This is a genomic window from Knoellia sp. AC549, assembly GCF_979258975.1.
The window spans coordinates 2,883,314-2,901,682 of the sequence record NZ_OZ409890.1; the positions used below are offsets into that span (position 1 = coordinate 2,883,314).

General features: G+C 70.7%; 10 protein-coding genes. 5 read left to right on the forward strand and 5 right to left on the reverse strand.

Features of this window, described 5'->3' with window-relative positions:
* Entirely contained in the window at window positions 1-294 is a 294-nt protein-coding gene (locus ACZZ98_RS14060; RefSeq protein WP_463516829.1) for a hypothetical protein, read from the reverse strand.
* Between the two features lie 142 nt (window positions 295-436).
* Between ACZZ98_RS14060 and ACZZ98_RS14065 the strand changes: the two genes are divergently transcribed.
* From ACZZ98_RS14065 to ACZZ98_RS14075, 3 genes are all read left to right on the forward strand, one after another.
* Window positions 437-5,359, forward strand: a complete 4,923-nt coding sequence (locus ACZZ98_RS14065) for an NAD-glutamate dehydrogenase (protein WP_463516830.1) — start codon at window positions 437-439, stop codon at window positions 5,357-5,359.
* Between the two features lie 25 nt (window positions 5,360-5,384).
* Entirely contained in the window at window positions 5,385-6,869 is a 1,485-nt protein-coding gene (locus ACZZ98_RS14070) for a sensor histidine kinase (RefSeq protein ID WP_463516831.1), read from the forward strand.
* Between the two features lie 378 nt (window positions 6,870-7,247).
* A complete protein-coding gene (locus tag ACZZ98_RS14075) occupies window positions 7,248-8,996 on the forward strand; it encodes an HNH endonuclease signature motif containing protein (RefSeq protein WP_463516832.1) in 1,749 nt (582 codons plus the stop codon).
* A 79-nt stretch (window positions 8,997-9,075) separates the two neighbouring features.
* Here the strand turns inward: ACZZ98_RS14075 and ACZZ98_RS14080 are convergent, their stop codons facing one another.
* The 3 genes from ACZZ98_RS14080 to glgX form a co-directional block, all read right to left on the reverse strand.
* Window positions 9,076-9,324, reverse strand: a complete 249-nt coding sequence (locus ACZZ98_RS14080; RefSeq protein WP_035905910.1) for a WhiB family transcriptional regulator — start codon at window positions 9,322-9,324, stop codon at window positions 9,076-9,078.
* 255 nt (window positions 9,325-9,579) lie between these two features.
* Window positions 9,580-13,833, reverse strand: a complete 4,254-nt coding sequence (locus ACZZ98_RS14085; protein WP_463516833.1) for an FtsK/SpoIIIE domain-containing protein — start codon at window positions 13,831-13,833, stop codon at window positions 9,580-9,582.
* Between the two features lie 78 nt (window positions 13,834-13,911).
* Entirely contained in the window at window positions 13,912-16,077 is a 2,166-nt protein-coding gene (gene glgX / locus ACZZ98_RS14090; protein WP_463516834.1) for a glycogen debranching protein GlgX, read from the reverse strand.
* Between the two features lie 88 nt (window positions 16,078-16,165).
* On the opposite strand from glgX, the gene ACZZ98_RS14095 reads away from it, so the two are divergent.
* On the forward strand, window positions 16,166-16,699 hold the full coding sequence (locus tag ACZZ98_RS14095; RefSeq protein ID WP_463516835.1) for a T3SS (YopN, CesT) and YbjN peptide-binding chaperone 1: 534 nt from the start codon (window positions 16,166-16,168) through the stop codon (window positions 16,697-16,699).
* Between the two features lies 1 nt (window position 16,700).
* On the forward strand, window positions 16,701-17,495 hold the full coding sequence (locus ACZZ98_RS14100) for an enoyl-CoA hydratase/isomerase family protein (protein WP_463516836.1): 795 nt from the start codon (window positions 16,701-16,703) through the stop codon (window positions 17,493-17,495).
* 90 nt (window positions 17,496-17,585) lie between these two features.
* On the opposite strand, the gene ACZZ98_RS14105 is transcribed toward ACZZ98_RS14100, so the two are convergent.
* Window positions 17,586-18,188 (reverse strand): HAD family hydrolase, encoded by a 603-nt coding sequence (locus tag ACZZ98_RS14105; protein WP_463516837.1) that lies wholly within the window; start codon window positions 18,186-18,188, stop codon window positions 17,586-17,588.
* Window positions 18,189-18,369: the final 181 nt, after the last annotated feature.

The following is an 18,369-nucleotide window of genomic DNA, read 5'->3' on the forward strand; positions in this document are numbered from 1 at the left end:
TCACGTCTGCTCCACGGGGAGCGAGGGTTCCCGGGACTCGGCGGAGTGCTGGTCGGCGAGCCGCGTCGTGACCCGGGACAGCGTCGACCGGTGCTGACCGGTGATGTCGTCGACCGCCCGGAGGAGGTCCACGAGCTGGTCCACCCATGCGTCGACGGTGTGCTGTGCGTCGGGCTCACCCATGACGACGAGGCAGGACAGCAGGCGCTCCTCGACGTCAGCGGCGGTCTCCGACAGGCCCTCGAGAACGCCGCTCACCTCAGTGAGTGCTGGGGAGTCGACGGGCCTGCGCACCACGTCACTCTAGTGCTCAGGAGCCACTCTCCCGGCCCCTCATCCACAGCCCCACCGGGGTGAGTAGTCTCGGTCTCGGACACAGAGACGTGTCCCGCCGGCGCCATCGGCGAGGCCGCAACCAAAGGATCTGCAGCGCACCATGACGGAGTCATCGGTCCAGCCCCGATCGACCACGCTCGACGCCATCATCGCGGCGTTCGCCGACCTCGATGACCGCCCGGACGGGCCCGTCGTCGTTAGTCGCTACTACCGCCACGTGCCGGACGAGGAGCTCAGCGCGCGACCTGCGCAGACGCTGGCAGGGGCGGTCAAGTCCCACCTCGAGATCGCCCAGACCCGTGTCCCCGGCAGGGCAGCGGTCCGGGTCTTCAACCCCACGACCGACACCGATGGCTGGTCGAGCGCCCGCACGGTCATCCAGGTCGTCACCGATGACATGCCCTTCCTCGTCGACTCCGTCACCTCGGCCCTGGTCCAGCGCGACATCGACATCCACCTCGTGGTCCACCCGCAGCTGCGCGTGCGCCGCGACGAGTCCGGGCGGCTGCTCGAGACCTGTGACGAGGACTGCGCCACGGCCGGGGACGGCGACCCCGACGTCCTCTCGGAGTCATGGATCCTGCTCACGATCGACCGCGAGAGCAACGGGGCCGCCCGCGAGCAGCTCCAGGCGATCCTCGAGAACGTGCTCGGCGACGTGCGTGAGGCAGTGGAGGACTGGCCCGCGATGCGCACCCGGTGCCTCGTCATCGCCGCCGAGCTCGAGGGGGCGCCACCCAGGGGAGTCGACCCGGGCGAGGTCTCGCAGGCCGTGGCGTTCCTGCGTTGGATGGCCGACAACCACTTCACCTTCCTCGGCTACCGGGAGTACGCGCTCGAGGCCACCGACGAGGGCGACGTCATCCGCCCGCTCGGTGGTACCGGCCTGGGCATGCTGCAGCAGGACCCGCCCGCCGACAAGCGGCTCATCCCGCTGTCGCCCCAGTCCAGCGCCAAGGCTCGCGAGCGAGGGGTCCTCGTCCTCACCAAGGCGAACTCGCGCTCGACGGTGCACCGTCCGGCATACCTCGACTATGTCGGGGTGCGCACCTACTCCGCGGACGGACAGACGCTCGGCGAGAAGCGCTTCCTCGGGCTCTATGCCTCCACGGCCTACACCGAGTCCGTCCTCCGGCTGCCCGTCGTCGCCGAGAAGGTCGCCGCGGTGCTCGAACGATCCGGACTGGCGGCCGACTCGCACACCGGCAAGGACCTCGTGGAGGTCCTTGAGACCTATCCGCGGGACGAGCTCATCCAGGCCACGCCGGACCAGCTCTTCGAGACGGCCATGGCCGTCACCCAGCTCCAGGAACGGCGTCGGACCAAGCTCTTCCTGCGCGAGGACGACTTCGGTCGGTTCGTGTCGTGCCAGGTCTACATTCCGCGCGACCGCTACAACACGGGCGTGCGCACGCGCATGGCCTCGATCCTCAAGGAGGCCTTCGGCGGTGAGAGCGTCGAGTTCACGGCCAGGGTGAGTGAACGCGCCCTCTCCAGACTGCAGTTCGTCGTCCGGGTTCCAGTCGGCGAGCGCATCCAGTCCCTCGACGAGGCGCAGCGCGCCGACCTCGAGCGCCGGCTCGTCGAGGTCAGCCGCAACTGGGCGGACCGCCTCGGTGACGGCCTGCGCGACCGGCTCGGCGAGGTCGAGGGTGACCGCCTCCTCGACAAGTTCGGTCGCGGGTTCCCCACCGCCTACGAGGAGACGTTCTCGGTGGTCCAGGGGGTGGCCGACCTCCACCACCTCGACCGGCTCGGCGACGGGCAGGGCACGAGCGTCGCGCTCTACCGCCCGTCGGACTCGGCCGAGAACCTGCGCCGCTTCAAGCTGTTCCGCATCGACCCGCTCTCCCTCACCGACATCCTCCCGATCTTCACCGACATGGGGGTCGAGGTCGTCGACGAGCAGCCCTATGAGGTGACTCGCTCCGATCGCGCACCACTCCACGTCTACGACTTCGGGCTGCGCGTGAGCGACCCCAAGATCTGGGGCGGCGTCACCCACGAGGACCTGCGCGACCTCTTCGAGAGCGCGGTGCTCGCCGTGTGGGACGGGCGCGCCGAGTCCGACGGCTTCAACCAGCTCGTCCTGGCCGCCCGGCTGACCTGGCGCCAGGTCGTCATCCTGCGCACGGTCGCCAAGTACCTCCGCCAGACGCAGGCGACGTTCAGCCAGTCCTACTTCGAGGACGCGCTCGTCTCCAACCCGGCCATCGCCACCGACCTCGTGGAGTTCTTCGAGGCGCGGTTCGACCCGGACCGCTTCGGGGGTGTCGCGACACCGGAGCGCGCGGAGGCCGAGCAGGAGATCGCCGAGCGCATCACCAGCGCCCTCGACGAGGTGAGCTCGCTCGACGAGGACCGCATCATCCGCTCCTTCCTCGCGGTGATGCAAGCCACCCTGCGCACCAACTTCTTCCAGGCCGTCGGGGACGCCGACGACACCAGCGACGGCGAGGCCGGGGCCAAGCCCTACGTCTCGCTCAAGCTCAATCCCCAGGCGATCCCCGACCTCCCTGCTCCGCGGCCGGCATACGAGATCTGGGTCTACAGCCCCCAGGTCGAAGGCGTTCACCTGCGGTTCGGCTCCGTGGCCCGTGGTGGGCTGCGATGGAGCGACCGGCGCGAGGACTTCCGCACCGAGATCCTCGGACTGGTCAAGGCGCAGATGGTCAAGAACGCCGTCATCGTGCCGACCGGCTCCAAGGGTGGCTTCTATGCCAAGCAGCTCCCCGACCCGGCACTCTCGCGCGAGAAGTGGCTCGAGGAGGGGCAGTCGGCCTACCGCACCTTCATCTCCGGTCTGCTCGACCTCACCGACAACCGGGCCGGCACCGAGATCGAGGCGCCCGAGCGGGTCGTTCGGCACGACGGCGACGACCCCTACCTCGTCGTCGCTGCGGACAAGGGCACGGCCACGTTCTCCGACATCGCCAACGGCGTCGCCCAGTCCTACGGCTTCTGGCTCGACGACGCCTTCGCGTCGGGTGGCTCCGCCGGCTACGACCACAAGGCCATGGGCATCACCGCTCGCGGCGCGTGGGAGTCGGTCAAGCGACACTTCCGCGAGATGGGTGTCGACAGCCAGTCCGAGGACTTCACCGTCGTCGGCGTCGGCGACATGAGCGGCGACGTGTTCGGCAACGGCATGCTCCTGTCCGAGCACATCCGGCTCGTCGCGGCCTTTGACCACCGTCACGTCTTCATCGACCCCAACCCGGTTGCGGCACAGTCGTTCCAGGAGCGGAAGCGACTGTTCGAGCTGCCGCGCTCGTCCTGGGACGACTACGACCGCTCGCTCATCTCGGCCGGTGGTGGTGTCTTCCCGCGCTCGCTCAAGTCCATCGCGGTCACGCCGGAGATCCGCGAGGCACTGGGCCTGCCCGACGACGCCACGACGATGACGCCGACCGAGCTCATCCACGCGATCGTGCTCGCTCCGGTCGACCTCTTCTGGAACGGCGGCATCGGCACCTACGTCAAGGCGTCGAGCGAGACCCACCTCGAGATCGGCGACCGGGCCAACGACGCGATCCGCGTCAACGGGAACGAGCTGCGGGTCAAGGTCGTGGGCGAGGGTGGCAACCTCGGGCTCTCACAGCTGGGGCGCATCGAGGCGGCCCTCGCGGGCGTGCGCGTCAACACCGACGCGATCGACAACAGCGCCGGGGTCGACACCTCCGACCACGAGGTCAACATCAAGATCCTCCTGGGCGACGTCGTGCGACGCGGGGACCTCACGACGGAGGAGCGCAACGTCCTGCTCGCCTCCATGACCGACGACGTGGCCGACCACGTGCTGCGCGACAACTACGAGCAGAACGTCCTCCTCGGCAACGCCCGGGCGCAGGAGCTCTCGATGGTTCCGGTGCACATGCGCCTCATGGGGTGGCTCGAGGGGCGCGGCGAGCTCGACCGTGCCCTGGAGTTCCTGCCGACGGACGCCGAGATCGAGAAGCGTGCCTCAGAGCGCATCGGGCTGAAGTCGCCGGAGTTCGCGGTGCTCGTCGCCTACGCCAAGCTCGCCCTCAAGAAGGACATCCTCGTCAGCGACCTGCCTGACGACCCCTACTTCCAGGCGACGCTCGCCGAGTACTTCCCGGCAGCACTGCGGGAGACGTATGCCGCGGAGCTCGGTGAGCACCCGCTGCGGCGTGAGATCGTCACGAACTCGGTCGTCAACTCGATGGTCAACCGTGGTGGCATCACCTTCGCGTTCCGCGCGCAGGAGGAGGCGGCAGGGAGTCCGGAGCAGGTGGCTCGCGCCTTCATCGTCTGCCGTGAGGTCTTCGACCTGCGCGGTCACGTCGAGGCCGTCGAGGCCCTCGACAACGTCCTGCCGACCGCGGTCCAGACCGAGCTCTATCTCGAGTTCCGGCGGCTCCTCGACCGTGCGGTGCGATGGCTGCTCGCGGCCCGGCCCTCGCGGCTCGACATCACCACCGAGGTCGAGCGATTCGCGCCGGTCGTCGCCGAGCTGGCCCCGCGGATCCCGGAGCTCCTGCAGGGGACCGAGCGTGAGCGGGTCGTCGCCCAGTCGGCGCGATGGGAGGAGGCCGGGGTGCCCACCGGGCTCGCCAGGCGGGCGGCCACGCTGCTCGACTGCTACTCGCTCCTCGACGTCGTCGACATCGCGACCGACCTCGGTCGCACGAGCCGCGACGTGGCGGAGGTCTACTTCCGCATGTCCGAGCGGTTCGGCATCGACGGCATGCTCACCCGGGTGGCGGGCCTGCCACGTGACGACCGGTGGGACGCCCTGGCCCGTGGCGCGCTGCGTGACGACCTCTATGGCGTGCTGGAGGCGTTCACCCGCAGCGCTTTCGAGTTCGAGGAGGACCTCGACGGGGACGGCGTCGTCACCGCAGAGGAACGCATCGAGGCCTGGAGCCGGGCCAACGCGGACGGGGTGGCGCGCGGAGCGAGCCAGCTGACCGGCATACGTTCGCTCGAGAAGCCCAACATCGCTGCTCTGTCGGTCGCGCTGCGCGCCCTTCGGTCCATGGTCCGCTCGGGGACGTGACCACGTCAGGACCTAGGCTCGGCTCGTGAGCACCCTCGCCGAATCCCTGCGGGCCTCGACGACCATGGAGGACCACGAGATCGAGTGGGTCCACCTCGTGGTCGGCGACTGGCAGCTCATCGCCGACCTCTCCTTCGCCGATCTCGTCCTCTGGGTTCCGTCAGGGCTGGAGGGGTGGCGGGCCGTCGCGCACGTGCGACCCAACACCGGGCCGATGGTCTTCTACGACGACGTCGTCGGGCGGACCTCGGGGCGCGGGCGCGACCCCATCCTCGACGAGGCCTACCGATACCGGCGGATCGTCGACGCCCGCGAACCCGAACGTCAGGGGGAGATGGCCGTGCGTGAGCAGGCGATCCCCGTCGTCACCCAGGGGCGGTCGCTCGCGGTCATCACCCGGCACACCAACGTCGTGTCGGGACGCACCCCCAGCAGGCTGGAGCTGACCTATCGGCTGCTCGCGGACGCCTTGACGCGGATGATCGCGACAGGGGAGTTCCCGAGCACCGCGGCGCCCACCGGTGCCCGTCGTGGGGCGCCGCGCGTGGGGGACGGCGTGGTCCACCTCGACGTCGACGGGTCCGTGCTCTATGCCAGCCCCAACGCCATCAGTGCCATCCATAGGCTCGGTCACCGCGGTGACGTGATCGGCGAGGTCCTGGCCACGGTGGTCACGGAGCTGCTGCAGGCCTCCGGCTCGGGGGTCGACGAGTCCCTGGCCGTCGTCATCACCGGCCGCGCCCCCTGGTGGACGGAGGTCTCGACCCAGTCGGCCAGTGTCACGCTGCGCGCGATTCCACTGACGGCGGGCGGCAGCCGTGACGGCGCGATGCTGCTCCTGCGCGACGTCTCGGAGCTGCGTCGGCGGGAGCAGGAGCTCATCACCAAGGACGCGACGATCCGCGAGATCCACCACCGGGTCAAGAACAACCTCCAGACCGTGGCGGCGCTGCTGCGGCTGCAGTCCCGACGGGTCCCCGACCAGGGCGCGCGCAACGCCCTCGACGAGGCCGTGCGGCGGGTCGGGACCATCGCCCTCGTCCACGAGACGCTCAGCCAGGGAATCGACGAGACGGTCGACTTCGACGAGATCGCGGTGCGGGGCCTGCGGGCGGTCGTCGACATCGCGGTGACCGAACATCGGGTGGACTCGACCGTGCGTGGCTCCTTCGGGAGGATGCGCGCCGAGGATGCGACCTCACTGGCGATGATCGTCTCGGAGCTGGTCCAGAACGCCGTGGAGCACGGGCTGGCATCACGCGGTGGCTCGATCTCGATCGAGGTGGACCGGGCCGAGGTGGAGCCCGGGGTCGAGGGCCTCACCGTCACGATCACGGACGACGGCACCGGCTTGCCGGCCGGCTTCCGTCCGGTGCTGGCCGGACTCGGGACGCGCATCGTCACGTCGCTGGTCCAGGACCTGCAGGGCAAGATCCGCTGGGAGTCGGTGTCTCCTCAGGGCACGCGGGTCGAGTTCACGGCCCGGTTGCGCCCGCTCACCCGTCACTAGGGCACCAACCCCGGCGTATGCCGTCCGCTCGCGCTCGTCATCCTGCTCACCTCCGTCACCCATGGCGAACCTCCGTCACCCATGGCGAACCTCTGTCACAGAGGGCGACCCTCCGTCACATAGGGCGACGCGCGCTCAGTTGCTCCTTCGTCGCAAACGCGCGCATCGCCCTATGTGACTCCGTCCGCCCGCCCGGCTCACCTTGACGACCATCCGACGCTTGTCACAGGTCCTGAGTAGCGTCGCGCCAGCCGAGGGTTTCGGGTCGGCCGACGCTAAGCGCGTCCCCGCGAATCGACTGTGCCAGTGGCGAATTCACCCCATCCTTGTGGCCTCGAAACTTGACATACGAACACTTGTTCGAGGATAATGGTGGGTATGAACGAGGCACCCGGGGACGACATCGCGCGGCTGCGTGCGGTGTTGGAGGGTGCTCGCGAGGTGCTGGCTTCGGATGCTGCGGGGGCGGGTCCGTTGGGGGAGGTGCTGGCTCGGTTGACCGGTCCCGAGCTGGCGGAGTTCATGGGGTTGTTGGATGACGTGAAGGCTCGGGCGGGGGCGGGTCAGGTGCGGGTGGTCGCGGAGGCGGCGCACCGGGGGGAGTTCACCTCGGCCCGGCGTGGGGTGGGGTCGGTGCACTCCTGGGTGCGCGAGCACGCACCGTCGTTGCAGCAGGGGGGCGCGGGGCAGGTGGCGCAGCTCGCGCAGGACGTGGCGTGCTCGGTCCCGGGCGGGCTCTGGTCCACGGCCGGTCCGGGGGCGGGGGCGTACGCGGACCCGGAGCGGGCTGAGGGGGTGGTGTGGGCTCGGGTGGTCACCGGTGAGGTGGGTGCGGGGTTGGCGTTGACGGCGTTGAAGGAGATGGCCAAGCTGTCCGACCACCTGCGCCCGGGTGCGGTGCCGACGGTGGCGGGCGCGGTCCTGGACCATGGGGTGCGGTGGGGGTGCGCGGAGGCTCGGCGGTTGCGGCCGCACCTGTTGGCGATGTTCGGGGTCGAGGGCGAGCTCGATGATGCGCAGGTCAGGTTGCGGAAGGCGGCGTACCTGACCTCACCACGGGTCAACGACGCGGAGATCACGGAGTACCGGTTGGGGTTGACCCCAGCACAGGCGGCGACGTTGGAGGCGGCGATCGGGCCGCTGTCCCAGCCCGCGCCCAACGACGTCACCGGAGAGCGGGACACCCGTCCGGCCGAGCAACGCCGCGCGGAAGCGTTGGCCGCGGTCTGCGGCCGGGTCGCGGGCGAGGACGCCGCGAACACCACTCCTGGTGCGGCGTCGACGACGTTGCACGTGAGGATGACGTTGCAGGACCTGCTCGACAGGCTCGGAACCCAAGGCTGCGAGGGCAGCGACGACCCTGACAGCGACGACACCAACACCGACGCCGACGCCGGCACTGCTACCGCCTCTGCGGGCTCGATGACGGGTACGGGTGCTGGGTCGGGGTGTGGGCGGGTGATGGTGTCCCGGGCGCAGGCCACGATGCTGTCCCCGGCGGTCGTGCGGCAGCTCGCCTGCGACGCCGACGTCCTCCCCGTCGTGTTGGGTGCCGACGGTGAGGTCCTCGACCTCGGCCGGGCGGTGCGGCTCTTCACCCGGGCTCAGCGTCGCGCGTTGTGGCTTCGGGATGGTGGGTGCACCTATCCGGGGTGTGACGTCCCGGCCGGGTGGGCCAAGGCGCACCACCTGGTCCATTGGGTCGACGGCGGCCCCTCGGACCTGGCCAACGCGGCGCTGTTGTGTCAGCGGCACCACACCCAGGTTCACGACCAACGCCTCACCGCAACGGTGCACCCACCCGACGAACACGGCCGGTCGGTGACGTGGGAGCTGACGCCCGGCTCCTACGACCGGGACCTGCCCGCACGCCTGACCGCGATCCGGCGCGCCCGCACGAAGAAGAACCGCCCGGACGCGCCGGGCGCGGTCGGACGGACCGGCCTCGACACCGGACCACCCGACCCCTGGACCCACGAACCGCCCGCACACCTCATCGCCCACTGGGTGGACCAGTGGATGGCGGAGGAGCGGACCCGCGAGCTTTCACAGGCGCTGCACGACGCCGAGTTCGACGACGCCCTCGCCAGCATGCTCGACGAAGCACGCAGCACCACCACCACCTGAGCAGCACGTGGTCGGCGATGCTGGAGAGACAAGAACGGCCTCGCCGCAATGGCGAGGCCGTCGAGTGTCGTGCTGTGAGTCAGCCTGCGCGGCGTGCGCGGGCATTGCGGCGCTTGAGTGCGCGCCGTTCGTCCTCGGAGAGTCCGCCCCAGACGCCAGCGTCCTGTCCGGACTCCAACGCCCACTTGAGGCAGGTGTCAACGACTTCACAACGGCGGCAGACAGCCTTGGCCTCCTCGATCTGCATGATCGCCGGGCCGGTGTTCCCAATGGGGAAGAACAGCTCGGGATCCTCATCGAGGCAGGCAGCGCGGTCGCGCCAATCCATGGGTGGTGCTCCTTGTCCGTGGAGTTCAGGTGGTGCTGGCCGCTTGCAGGGGTGAGCAAGGGCCAACCGGGGGTTGCGTCCTTGCAAACCAGTCGGGCGTAGACACACACAGACGTCCGAACCTCTAGTTTAGACCCTGGGTCCCAATTCTGCAGCGATTCCGGGGGAATGGACTTCTGCGTCCACGCTCTGCGGCGTCTCTGGCTTCCACCTCGCGCAACGACCTGCGCGACGAATCCGTTCCGACATGGCGCCTCACGCAGGCACGCGGTCCGAGGGTAGCGGCTGGGCCACCTGGATCTCCTCGTGCTGCCGTCCACTGATCAGGAGGGCTCGCCCCGGTGTCGACGTGAGCCCCCTCGGCGCCCGGATCGCGAACGCCTCACCGTCGCTGGGCGTGCGTGGACAGAGGAGGATGCCGGACTGCTCCCGAGCAACCGCATGGACGATCCCACGGAACGCCGTCGCGACCGCTGTGGGGGTCGTCGCGCCGACGACGAGGCCACCGTCGCGATCCACGAGCGCGAGAATCTCGCTGAGCACGGGCTCGACGGGGCTCCCGTCGAGACGTTCGGCGTCGTCGATGAGGACGACCAGGTCCGGGTGGCGACGCTTCGCCTCGACCAGGGCTCGGTCGTCCCAAGGGTCGACAGTGACGTGGGCAGCGACTCTGCGGCCGACCTGGCCCCCGCGCCCCTCGACGACGGCGACCGGCCGACCCGAGGCGACGGCAGAGCGGCCGATCGCTGCGAGCGTGGTGGAGCGACCCGACCGTGCATGCCCTGCCACCAGGATCCTCCGACCGTGGACGTCCGGGTCCAGGGTGGCCACCCCGCCGGTCTCGGCAGACAGCCCCACGGGCAGCGCCGACGATCGGCCGCGGTCGGAGTTCGACCTGCCACTGCCCCCGGCCCCGCCGCCGGTGGTGCCGCTCTCGTCGCCCGGGGAGCCAGCCGGCAGCCCGGCCAGCAGGAGGGCGTGATCGACGATCTCGGGTAGCTGCGGCAGCGAGAAGGGTGGCGCGGCGCGATCGTCACGAGGGGCCGCCTCCGCCAGAGGATCTCGCAGCGCGAACTGCACCTCGGCCCGATCACGCAGCCGCAGCCCCCGACCCGGCGCCCGACTGGACGGGAGGTCCCGGCGTGAGAGGCCGGCATACGCCGCCTCGGATGGATCTGCGAACGGCAGGAGGAAGGTCTCCGAGACCACAGCGCTCAGCCGGCTCGACAGGACGGACCGGTCCCCGGTGACGACCGCCCTCAGGGCACTGCCACCAGCGCGCAGGAGGTCCTGCAGGTCGTCACGCAGCCCACCGATGGCGAGCGTCTCGTCGGAGTCCAGCCGTTCCCAGCCGTCGACGAGCAACAGGATGGTGGGCACGTCCCCGTGCTGGGTCGATGGTCGATCCGTCAGCGAACGGAGCTTGTCCACGAGCCGCCGCACGCGCGAGATGTCGTCGGCACGAACGACGGCGCCGACGTGCGGAAGGGCCTCGAGGTCGGCCAGCTCCCCGCTGGTGTCGATGACATAGGCGTGGGTGGGGCTGCCGGTCTGTGCGACGTGCGAGGCGAGGAGCGTCCGCAGGGTCGCCGTCCGTCCCGACCGTGGCCCACCGACGACGAGCCAGTGGCCGTGCCCGCCCGAGTGCTCGAACTCGTCCTGACGTTGGTGCGCTGGCGAGTCCAGCAACCCGACCGAGTGCACCCCCATGCCCACGTTGCCAAGGACCTCGGGCAGTGGCGGCAGCCACGGGCGGTGCGGCCGACCAGACCCGGCCTGCGCGGCGGCCCGCCGTGCCGTCGCGGCGAGAGTCGCCAGGCCGGGGCTGTCCGCTTCGGCAGGCGAGCTCGCCGACAGGTCCCGACCTGCCGACGCGTCGACCGCAGCGTCCACCGACGTGACGTCCCGCCCGGTCGGCAGACCCGATGCGTCGAGCACGCTCACCCGCGTCGTCGGCGTGGCCGTGCCGTTGCCGACGCGGGCTGCCTGGAACTCGAGGAGCTCGCCGTCACCGCCGCGGGCGAAGCCTCGCCCCGGCAGGTGAGGACTGAGGTGGGCAGCGTCCGGGGCGCCGACGACATCGGTGGAGTCGGCGACATCGCGCATGCGCATGGCGATCCGCAGGTTGACGTTGGCCTGGATGTCCGCCGTGATGGCGCCTGCAGGGCGCTGCGTGGCGAGGACGAGGTGGACGCCCAGCGATCGTCCGACGGCGGCGAGCGACACCACTCCGTCGACGAAGTCGGGCAGCTCGTCCGCGAGCAGCCGGAACTCGTCGATGACGATGACGAGCCGCGGGAGGCCCCCGGCCCGGCGTCGGTGGTCGTCGAAGTCGCGCGCACCCGAGGCCGCGAGCAACGCCTCGCGACGGGTGATCTCGGCGCCGAGGCTGACGAGCGCGCGGTGCGCGAGGCCGTCGTCGAGGTTGGTCACGAGACCCACCGTGTGCGGCAGGTCGGCGCACTCGCCGAAGGCGGATCCGCCCTTGTAGTCGACGAGCACGAACGTCATGTCCTCGGGTGAGCACTCCAGCGCCAGGGACGTGACCAGCGTGCGGAGCAGCTCGGACTTGCCCGAGCCGGTCGTCCCCCCGACGAGCAGGTGGGGGCCGTCGGCGGCAAGGTCGATCGTCCACTCGCTCCCCGCGAGCCGCCCCAACCGGGCCCGCGGCCGTCCGTCGCCCATGGCCCAGTGCCCGTCCAGTGCCGTGGCAGTGAGGGTCGGAGCGCCGTCGAGCCACGGGAGCACGTCGAGAAGGTCTACCGAGCCGGGCAGAACATCGCCTTCGCCCGTGGCGTCCACCAGTGCGGCTAGGCCGCGCCCGAGACGCTCACCCCACCACCATCCGACGAGGTCCGGGGTGAAGGCGGCCACCGGCTCGGCCCCGTCGACGTCCAGTCTCGCCCCGAGCCCCCCGGCGCCGGCGCCACCGCTGGCACCGACGCCGACGACCGCGCGCGACGACGACGGCAGGGCTCCGGCGGTGCGCGCTCCCACGAGGCACCACACGCCGAGCTCGCGACCGCGCTCGAGGAGGTCGACCAGCTCGCCCAGGGCGAGATCGCTCTCGCACCGGGGAAGGGCGAGCAGCACCCGCGGCGCTTGCCGCCCGCCCTGTTGGTCGTCCTCTCGGCGACTGACGAGCTCTCGCAGCGTCTCCAGGCAGGTGGACAGATCTCCGTATGCCGTGGTGTGCGGGAGCCAACGTGCCCACGAGAGCGAACCGTCACCGCCAGTGCCGCCCTCGGAGCACACGAGGATCCGCAGGTCTCGAGGTGAGTGCAGGGCTGCCACCTGACCCAGGACGTGGCGGATCATCGCCTCGACCTCGGCGGGCGGCCCGGCGATGCCGAGTCCGCCCACCTCGTCGAGGTCGACCTCGACCGGAAGGTCCGCCAGTGCCGGATGCTCCACGGGGCTGTTGCTGTCCGTGGCCCAGCCGGTCCTCGTCGGGAGCTCGCCGACACCGAGCCGGACCCGGCCGAAGTCGGGCGCTCCACGTCGTCGTTCCCAGAGGCGGGTGCGAGGACCGACCGCGATGTCGAGCACCGTGGACGGGTCCGGCAGGTCACGCCACCGCTGCTCGCGCTCGAGCCGCCGGAGGGCGTCGAACTCACTGCGGCGCTCGGCCAGCTCGGCCTCGTGGGTGGCAACCTCGCGTGCGTGGTCCCGCCGGCCTCCCCACCGGTCGCCCACGACGTTGCCGACGAGCATGAGCGGTGACAGCAGGGCGAACGCCAGCATCTGTGGGCCGAAGAAGACGGCGAGCATCCCGGCGAAGGGGACGGGCAGCACGGCCGCGACCCAGGGGATGCGCCCTCGACGCGGCGGGATCGGCGCCGCAGGGGCCGTGATCGTCGTCGCCAGCTCTGGTGGGCGGGTCCGGGGCGAGCGGTTGACGACGACGCGCCCGTCGCCCCGTGGAAGCATCGACGCCGTGGTGCCTCCGGCGCGCACGAGACGCAGCAACGAGTTGCCGATGGCGATGAGCTCGGACCCGTCGATGTCGGCGGAGCCCCCGTCGGCAAGGCGCGAGGCCCCGCACCGGGTGCCGTTGGTGGAGGACAGGTCGGTGACCCGAAAACCGTTGTCCGACAGGCTGATCCGCGCATGTCGGCGACTGAGCCGGTCGTCCGCGAGGTTGAGGCCCAGGCCCGCGGACCGCCCGACGACCACCCCGTCCGGGCTCAGCGGGACACGACGACCGGCGTCCGGCCCGGCCACGACCGCGAGGTCCATGGGCGCCGACCCGCCTGCAGGAGAGCGCTCGGGCTCGTCGAGGACCAACGTGGCGCCGTGCACCAGGGGTGGCCTGCCCAGTCGCGCGGCGGGCTCGACGGTGATCCCGCCGCACGAGACCGTGGTCGGGGTGCAGTCGAGGAGGTCGCTGAGCAGCGGCAGGACGTCGGCCAGGGTCGACCCGTCCGGGGCCGAGATGCGGACGTCGACCCCGCCCTGGCGGCGCTTGGGCCACCGCACGGTGAGGTCGAAGTCGGTCGAGGACGGCATACCCGAACGCTAGGGACATCGCCCACGACGGCCGAGGAGTTTTCCACAGGGTGCCGGAACGGCACCGGCGAACCCGCCTCAGGTCGGGTCGGTCACGGCATACGCGCGCATGCTGAGCGGCGCGAGCGTGACGTCGTCGCCCGCGGCCGACCGCGCACCGTCCTCCGGCCGCTCCCACTGGCTGTCCCAGAGGAGACGGAAGTGGGCGAGGCCCGGCGCCGTCGGCAACCTCACCTGCTGCTCGTGCTGCCCGCCGTGGAGCACGACGAGGACCGACTCATGACCGAGCCAGGCACCGTTGACGAGCATCTGCAGGGTCCTGTTGTCGGGGGAGGACCAGTCGTGCATGGGCGCACCGTCGGCGGCATACCAGGCGAGGTCGATGGAGCCGTCCTCGTGCACCTCGCGCCCGAGGGCCCACGTGCGCTGCCGCAGTGCCGGGTGCTCGCTGCGGATGGCGAGGAGGTGCCGGGTCGTCGCGAGGAGGTCGTCCTGCCAGGGCGCGAGCTCCCAGTCGAACCACGTCGTCGCGTTGTCCTGGTTGTAGGGGTTGTTGTTGCCGTTCTGGCTGCGACCGAGCTCGTCACCGGCGTTGATCATCGGGATGCCGGAGGACAGCAGGAGGGTCCCGAGGAGGTTGCGCATCGAGCGCCGACGCTGCGTCTGCACCTGCTCGTCGTCGGTCGGCCCCTCGACCCCGTGGTTCCACGAGTGGTTGCCGTTGGAGCCGTCGTTGTTGTCCTCGCCGTTGTCCTCGTTGTGCTTCTCGTCGTATGCCGTGAGGTCGGCGAGCGTGAACCCGTCGTGAGCCGTCACGAAGTTCACCGACGCGGTCGGTCCGCGGTCCCGCGTGCCGAAGAGGTCTCGCGACCCGGCGAGGCGGGTGGCGAGGTCCTGCACCCCGTGTGGCACCTGGCCGGGGACCTCGGGCCGGTGGTCGGCCAGCCAGAAGTCACGCACCGAGTCTCGGAAGCGGTCGTTCCACTCCGAGAACGGGGGTGGGAACTGGCCGGTGCGCCAGCCGTGCATCCCGACGTCCCACGGCTCGACGATGAGCTTGGTGCGCGACAGCACCGGGTCGGTGCGCAGGCCGACGAGGAACGGGTGGTCGGGGTCGAACTCGTCGGTGCGCCCGCGGCCGAGGGCGACCGCCAGGTCGAACCGGAAGCCGTCGACGTGGCACTCCTGCACCCAGTAGCGCAACGAGTCCAAGGCCAGGCGGCACATCACCGGGTGACGCAGGTCGAGCGTGTTGCCGGTCCCGGTGACGTCGATGTCGCGACCGCGTTCGTCGAGCCGGTAGTAGGCGCGGTTGTCGAGCCCGCGGAAGGAGAGGGTGGCTCCGGTGCCGTCCTGCTCGGCCGTGTGGTTGTAGACGACGTCGAGCAGCACCTCGAGCCCGGCCGCGTGGAGGAGCTTGACCATGCCCTTGAACTCGTCGAGGGCTCCCTGCGGGTCCCGGGACGCGGCATACGGAGCGTGAGGAGCGAAGAAGCCCAACGTGTTGTAGCCCCAGTGGTTGGCCAGCCCTTTCTGCACCAGCGCCGGCTCGGAGGCGAAGGAGTGCACGGGCAGCAGCTCGACCGCGGTGATCCCGAGCCCGGTGAGGTGGTCGATCGTCGCCGGGTGGGCCATCCCGGCATACGTCCCTCGCAGGTCCTCGGGCACCCCCGGGAGCTGCATCGTGAGGCTGCGGACGTGCGTCTCGTAGATCACGGTCTCGCTGCGTGTCACCGCTGGCGGCGCGTCATCACCCCAGTCGAAGGACTCGTCGACGACGACGCACCGCGGCATGTCGGGGGCGGAGTCCGAGTCCGAGGGGGCGGACCCGTCGCCTCGCCAGGAGCGGTCGTCGACGACGTGACCGTAGACGCTGGGTCCCCAGCGGACCTCGCCCTCGATGGCGCGGGCATAGGGGTCCATGAGCAGCTGGGCCGGGTTGTGCCGCAGCCCCTGCTCCGGGTCCCAGGCGCCGCCGACGCGGAAGCCGTAGCGCTGGCCGACACCGACGTCGGGGACGAAGCCGAACCACCAGCCGAAGGCATGGTCGACCAGGGGCACCCGACGCTCGGTCACGCCCTCGCTGTCGCCCGCGTCGAAGAGGCACAGCTCGACCGAGTCGGCGTGCCCTGCATAGACGCTCACCTCGATGCCGCCGTCGACGAGGGTCACGCCCGGTGCGGGCGGGAGGTCGCGGGGGGCCCGGAAGGAGGAGGCGGTGGCGGCGGACGTCAGCGGCGTCATGGCGTGCAGCCTATTGAGGCCCGGAGGGACTGGGCGCGAGCAGGCGCCACCCGCGCGCGTCGCACACCGCACGTGACAAGGTGGACTCATGAGTGATCCCACTTCTCTCCCCAACTTCCCGCCCCCTGCGAACGAGCACCCGCTGCGCGGCCGAGTCCTCGACGTGCTCGTCGACGCGGGCGCCCAGCCCAACCTCGACACCGACGGCGACGTCGCCTACCAGGCCAACGAGCAGACGATCTTCGTCCGCGTCACCGAGGGCGAGCTGCCCGTCATGCGCATCTTCGGGCAGTGGACCCTGCCCGAGGAGGTCGCGGCCGACCGGGACAAGGTCATGGCCACGTGCAACGAGGTCAACCTCTCGCTCAACTGCGTCAAGACCGGCGTCGCCAACAACACGCTCGTCGTGACGAGCGAGCACATCGTCGTCGAGGGTGCGGACGTGGCCACGCTCGTCCAGGTGAGCACCTCGATCATCCTCTCGGGCGTCCAGCTGTGGCACGAGCGCGCGCTGGGCCTCGAGCCCGGGCAGACGCAGGGCGAGGTGCCGAGCGACGCCCCCGAGGGCTCCGATGAGCCCGGCCGAGGCCCCAACGGCTCGGCGCCGAGCCAGGACAGCTGACATGAGCGACGTCGTGCGCCTCGAGGTCGAGGACGGCATCGGCATCATCCGGCTCGACCGGCCGCCGATGAACGCCCTCGACGCCGAGGTGCAGCGCGGCATCATCGCCGCGTCCGCCGAGGCGACCGAGCGCAAGGACGTCTTCGCGGTCGTCGTCTACGGCGGCGAGAAGGTCTTCGCTGCCGGGGTCGACATCAAGCAGATGGCGGACTGGTCCTACACCGACATGGTCGACCACTCCCACCTGTTCCAGGACTTCACCCGCGCCCTCGCGCGAATCCCCAAGCCCACCGTCGCGGCCATCACCGGCTACGCCCTCGGTGGAGGCTGCGAGGTCACCCTCGCCTGCGACTTCCGCATCGCGGCCAGGGGCGCCAAGCTCGGTCAGCCCGAGGTGCTTCTCGGGCTCATCCCCGGGGCCGGCGGCAGTCAGCGCCTGGCCCGCCTCGTCGGCCCGGCCAGGGCCAAGGACCTCATCTTCACGGGACGCTTCGTCGATGCCGACGAGGCGCTCGCGATCGGTCTCGTCGACGAGGTCGTCGAGCCGGGGGAGCGCGGTTCGGAGGCGGTGCTGGCGGCCGCGAAGAAGATGGTGAGCCGGTATGCCGGTGGGCCGGCCTACGCGATCCGTGCCGCGAAGGAGGCCATCGACTCCGGCCTCGAGACCGACCTGCAGAGCGGGCTCGAGATCGAGCGGATGCTCTTCGCGTCCCTGTTCGCCACGAAGGACCGCACGACCGGCATGGCGTCCTTCATCGAGAACGGACCGGGCAAGGCCACCTTCGAAGGCGCCTGAACGACCGACTTGTTGCGAGTTTGACTCAGGCCGAGCGGGCCGAAGGCCCCCCGTGCCTGAGTCAAACTCGCAAGAAGTGGGAGTGAGAGGTCAGGACCCGAGGAGCTCGTCGACGAACGAGCGAAGGCCCCCGACGTCGGTGTAGAGGTGTGACCGGATCCCGAGGATCTCGGCCGTCGCGACGTTCTCGGGCGAGTCGTCGATGAAGGCGAGCTCGCTGAACATCATCCCGTTCTGGAGGGCGACCCGGCTGAACACGTCGGGGTCGGGCTTGGCCATCCCGATGTTCGCGCTGCTCATCACGTCGTCGACCTCGTCCGCGAGGCCCAGTCGGGCGAGGTCGTCCTCGAGCCGGCTGGTGGCGTTGGTGAAGAGCACGACCCGCAGCCCAGCGCGGGCGCGGCGCACGATCTCGAGGACGCCGTGGTCGACCGTGCCCGTCGGCTTCATCCAGTCGTGCACCGCGGCATGGGCCACCTCACCGTGCTCCGCCGCGATCGCTTCGGCCACTGAGGCGCGCCACGCCCCGTCGTCGACGACACCGGTGAGGGCCGGGTGGAGCCGGTTCGGGGCGAACGCCGCCACCGCGAGGGTCCCGGCCGGGAGACCGTGCGCCTGCTCGACCGCGCCCGTGTGGTCGGGGTCCCAGACCCTCAGGACCCCGTCGAGGTCGAGCAGCAGCACCTTGAACACTGGCACTCCTCCTCGTGGTCGCAGCTCTCGCTCGGTCCAACGCGCGGTCCTTCGATGGTCTCTCACCCATCGCCGGGAGTGGGGCGGAGAGGTCGGGCAACCTTTTCTGTGCCCACGATCACGCCCGGGGGATTCTCCGCAGGGCGAGCACGCGGCATACGCTCGGTCGTGAACGTTTCAC

Bases quoted from the DNA above. Each gene is read 5' to 3' on its own strand.
- ACZZ98_RS14080 (WP_035905910.1), bottom strand. From the start codon at position 9,324: ATGGATTGGCGCGACCGCGCTGCCTGCCTCGATGAGGATCCCGAGCTG.
- ACZZ98_RS14075 (WP_463516832.1), top strand. From the start codon at position 7,248: ATGAACGAGGCACCCGGGGACGACATCGCGCGGCTGCGTGCGGTGTTG.
- ACZZ98_RS14100 (WP_463516836.1), top strand. From the start codon at position 16,701: ATGAGCGACGTCGTGCGCCTCGAGGTCGAGGACGGCATCGGCATCATC.
- ACZZ98_RS14065 (WP_463516830.1), top strand. From the start codon at position 437: ATGACGGAGTCATCGGTCCAGCCCCGATCGACCACGCTCGACGCCATC.
- glgX (WP_463516834.1), bottom strand. From the start codon at position 16,077: ATGACGCCGCTGACGTCCGCCGCCACCGCCTCCTCCTTCCGGGCCCCC.
- ACZZ98_RS14095 (WP_463516835.1), top strand. From the start codon at position 16,166: ATGAGTGATCCCACTTCTCTCCCCAACTTCCCGCCCCCTGCGAACGAG.
- ACZZ98_RS14085 (WP_463516833.1), bottom strand. From the start codon at position 13,833: ATGCCGTCCTCGACCGACTTCGACCTCACCGTGCGGTGGCCCAAGCGC.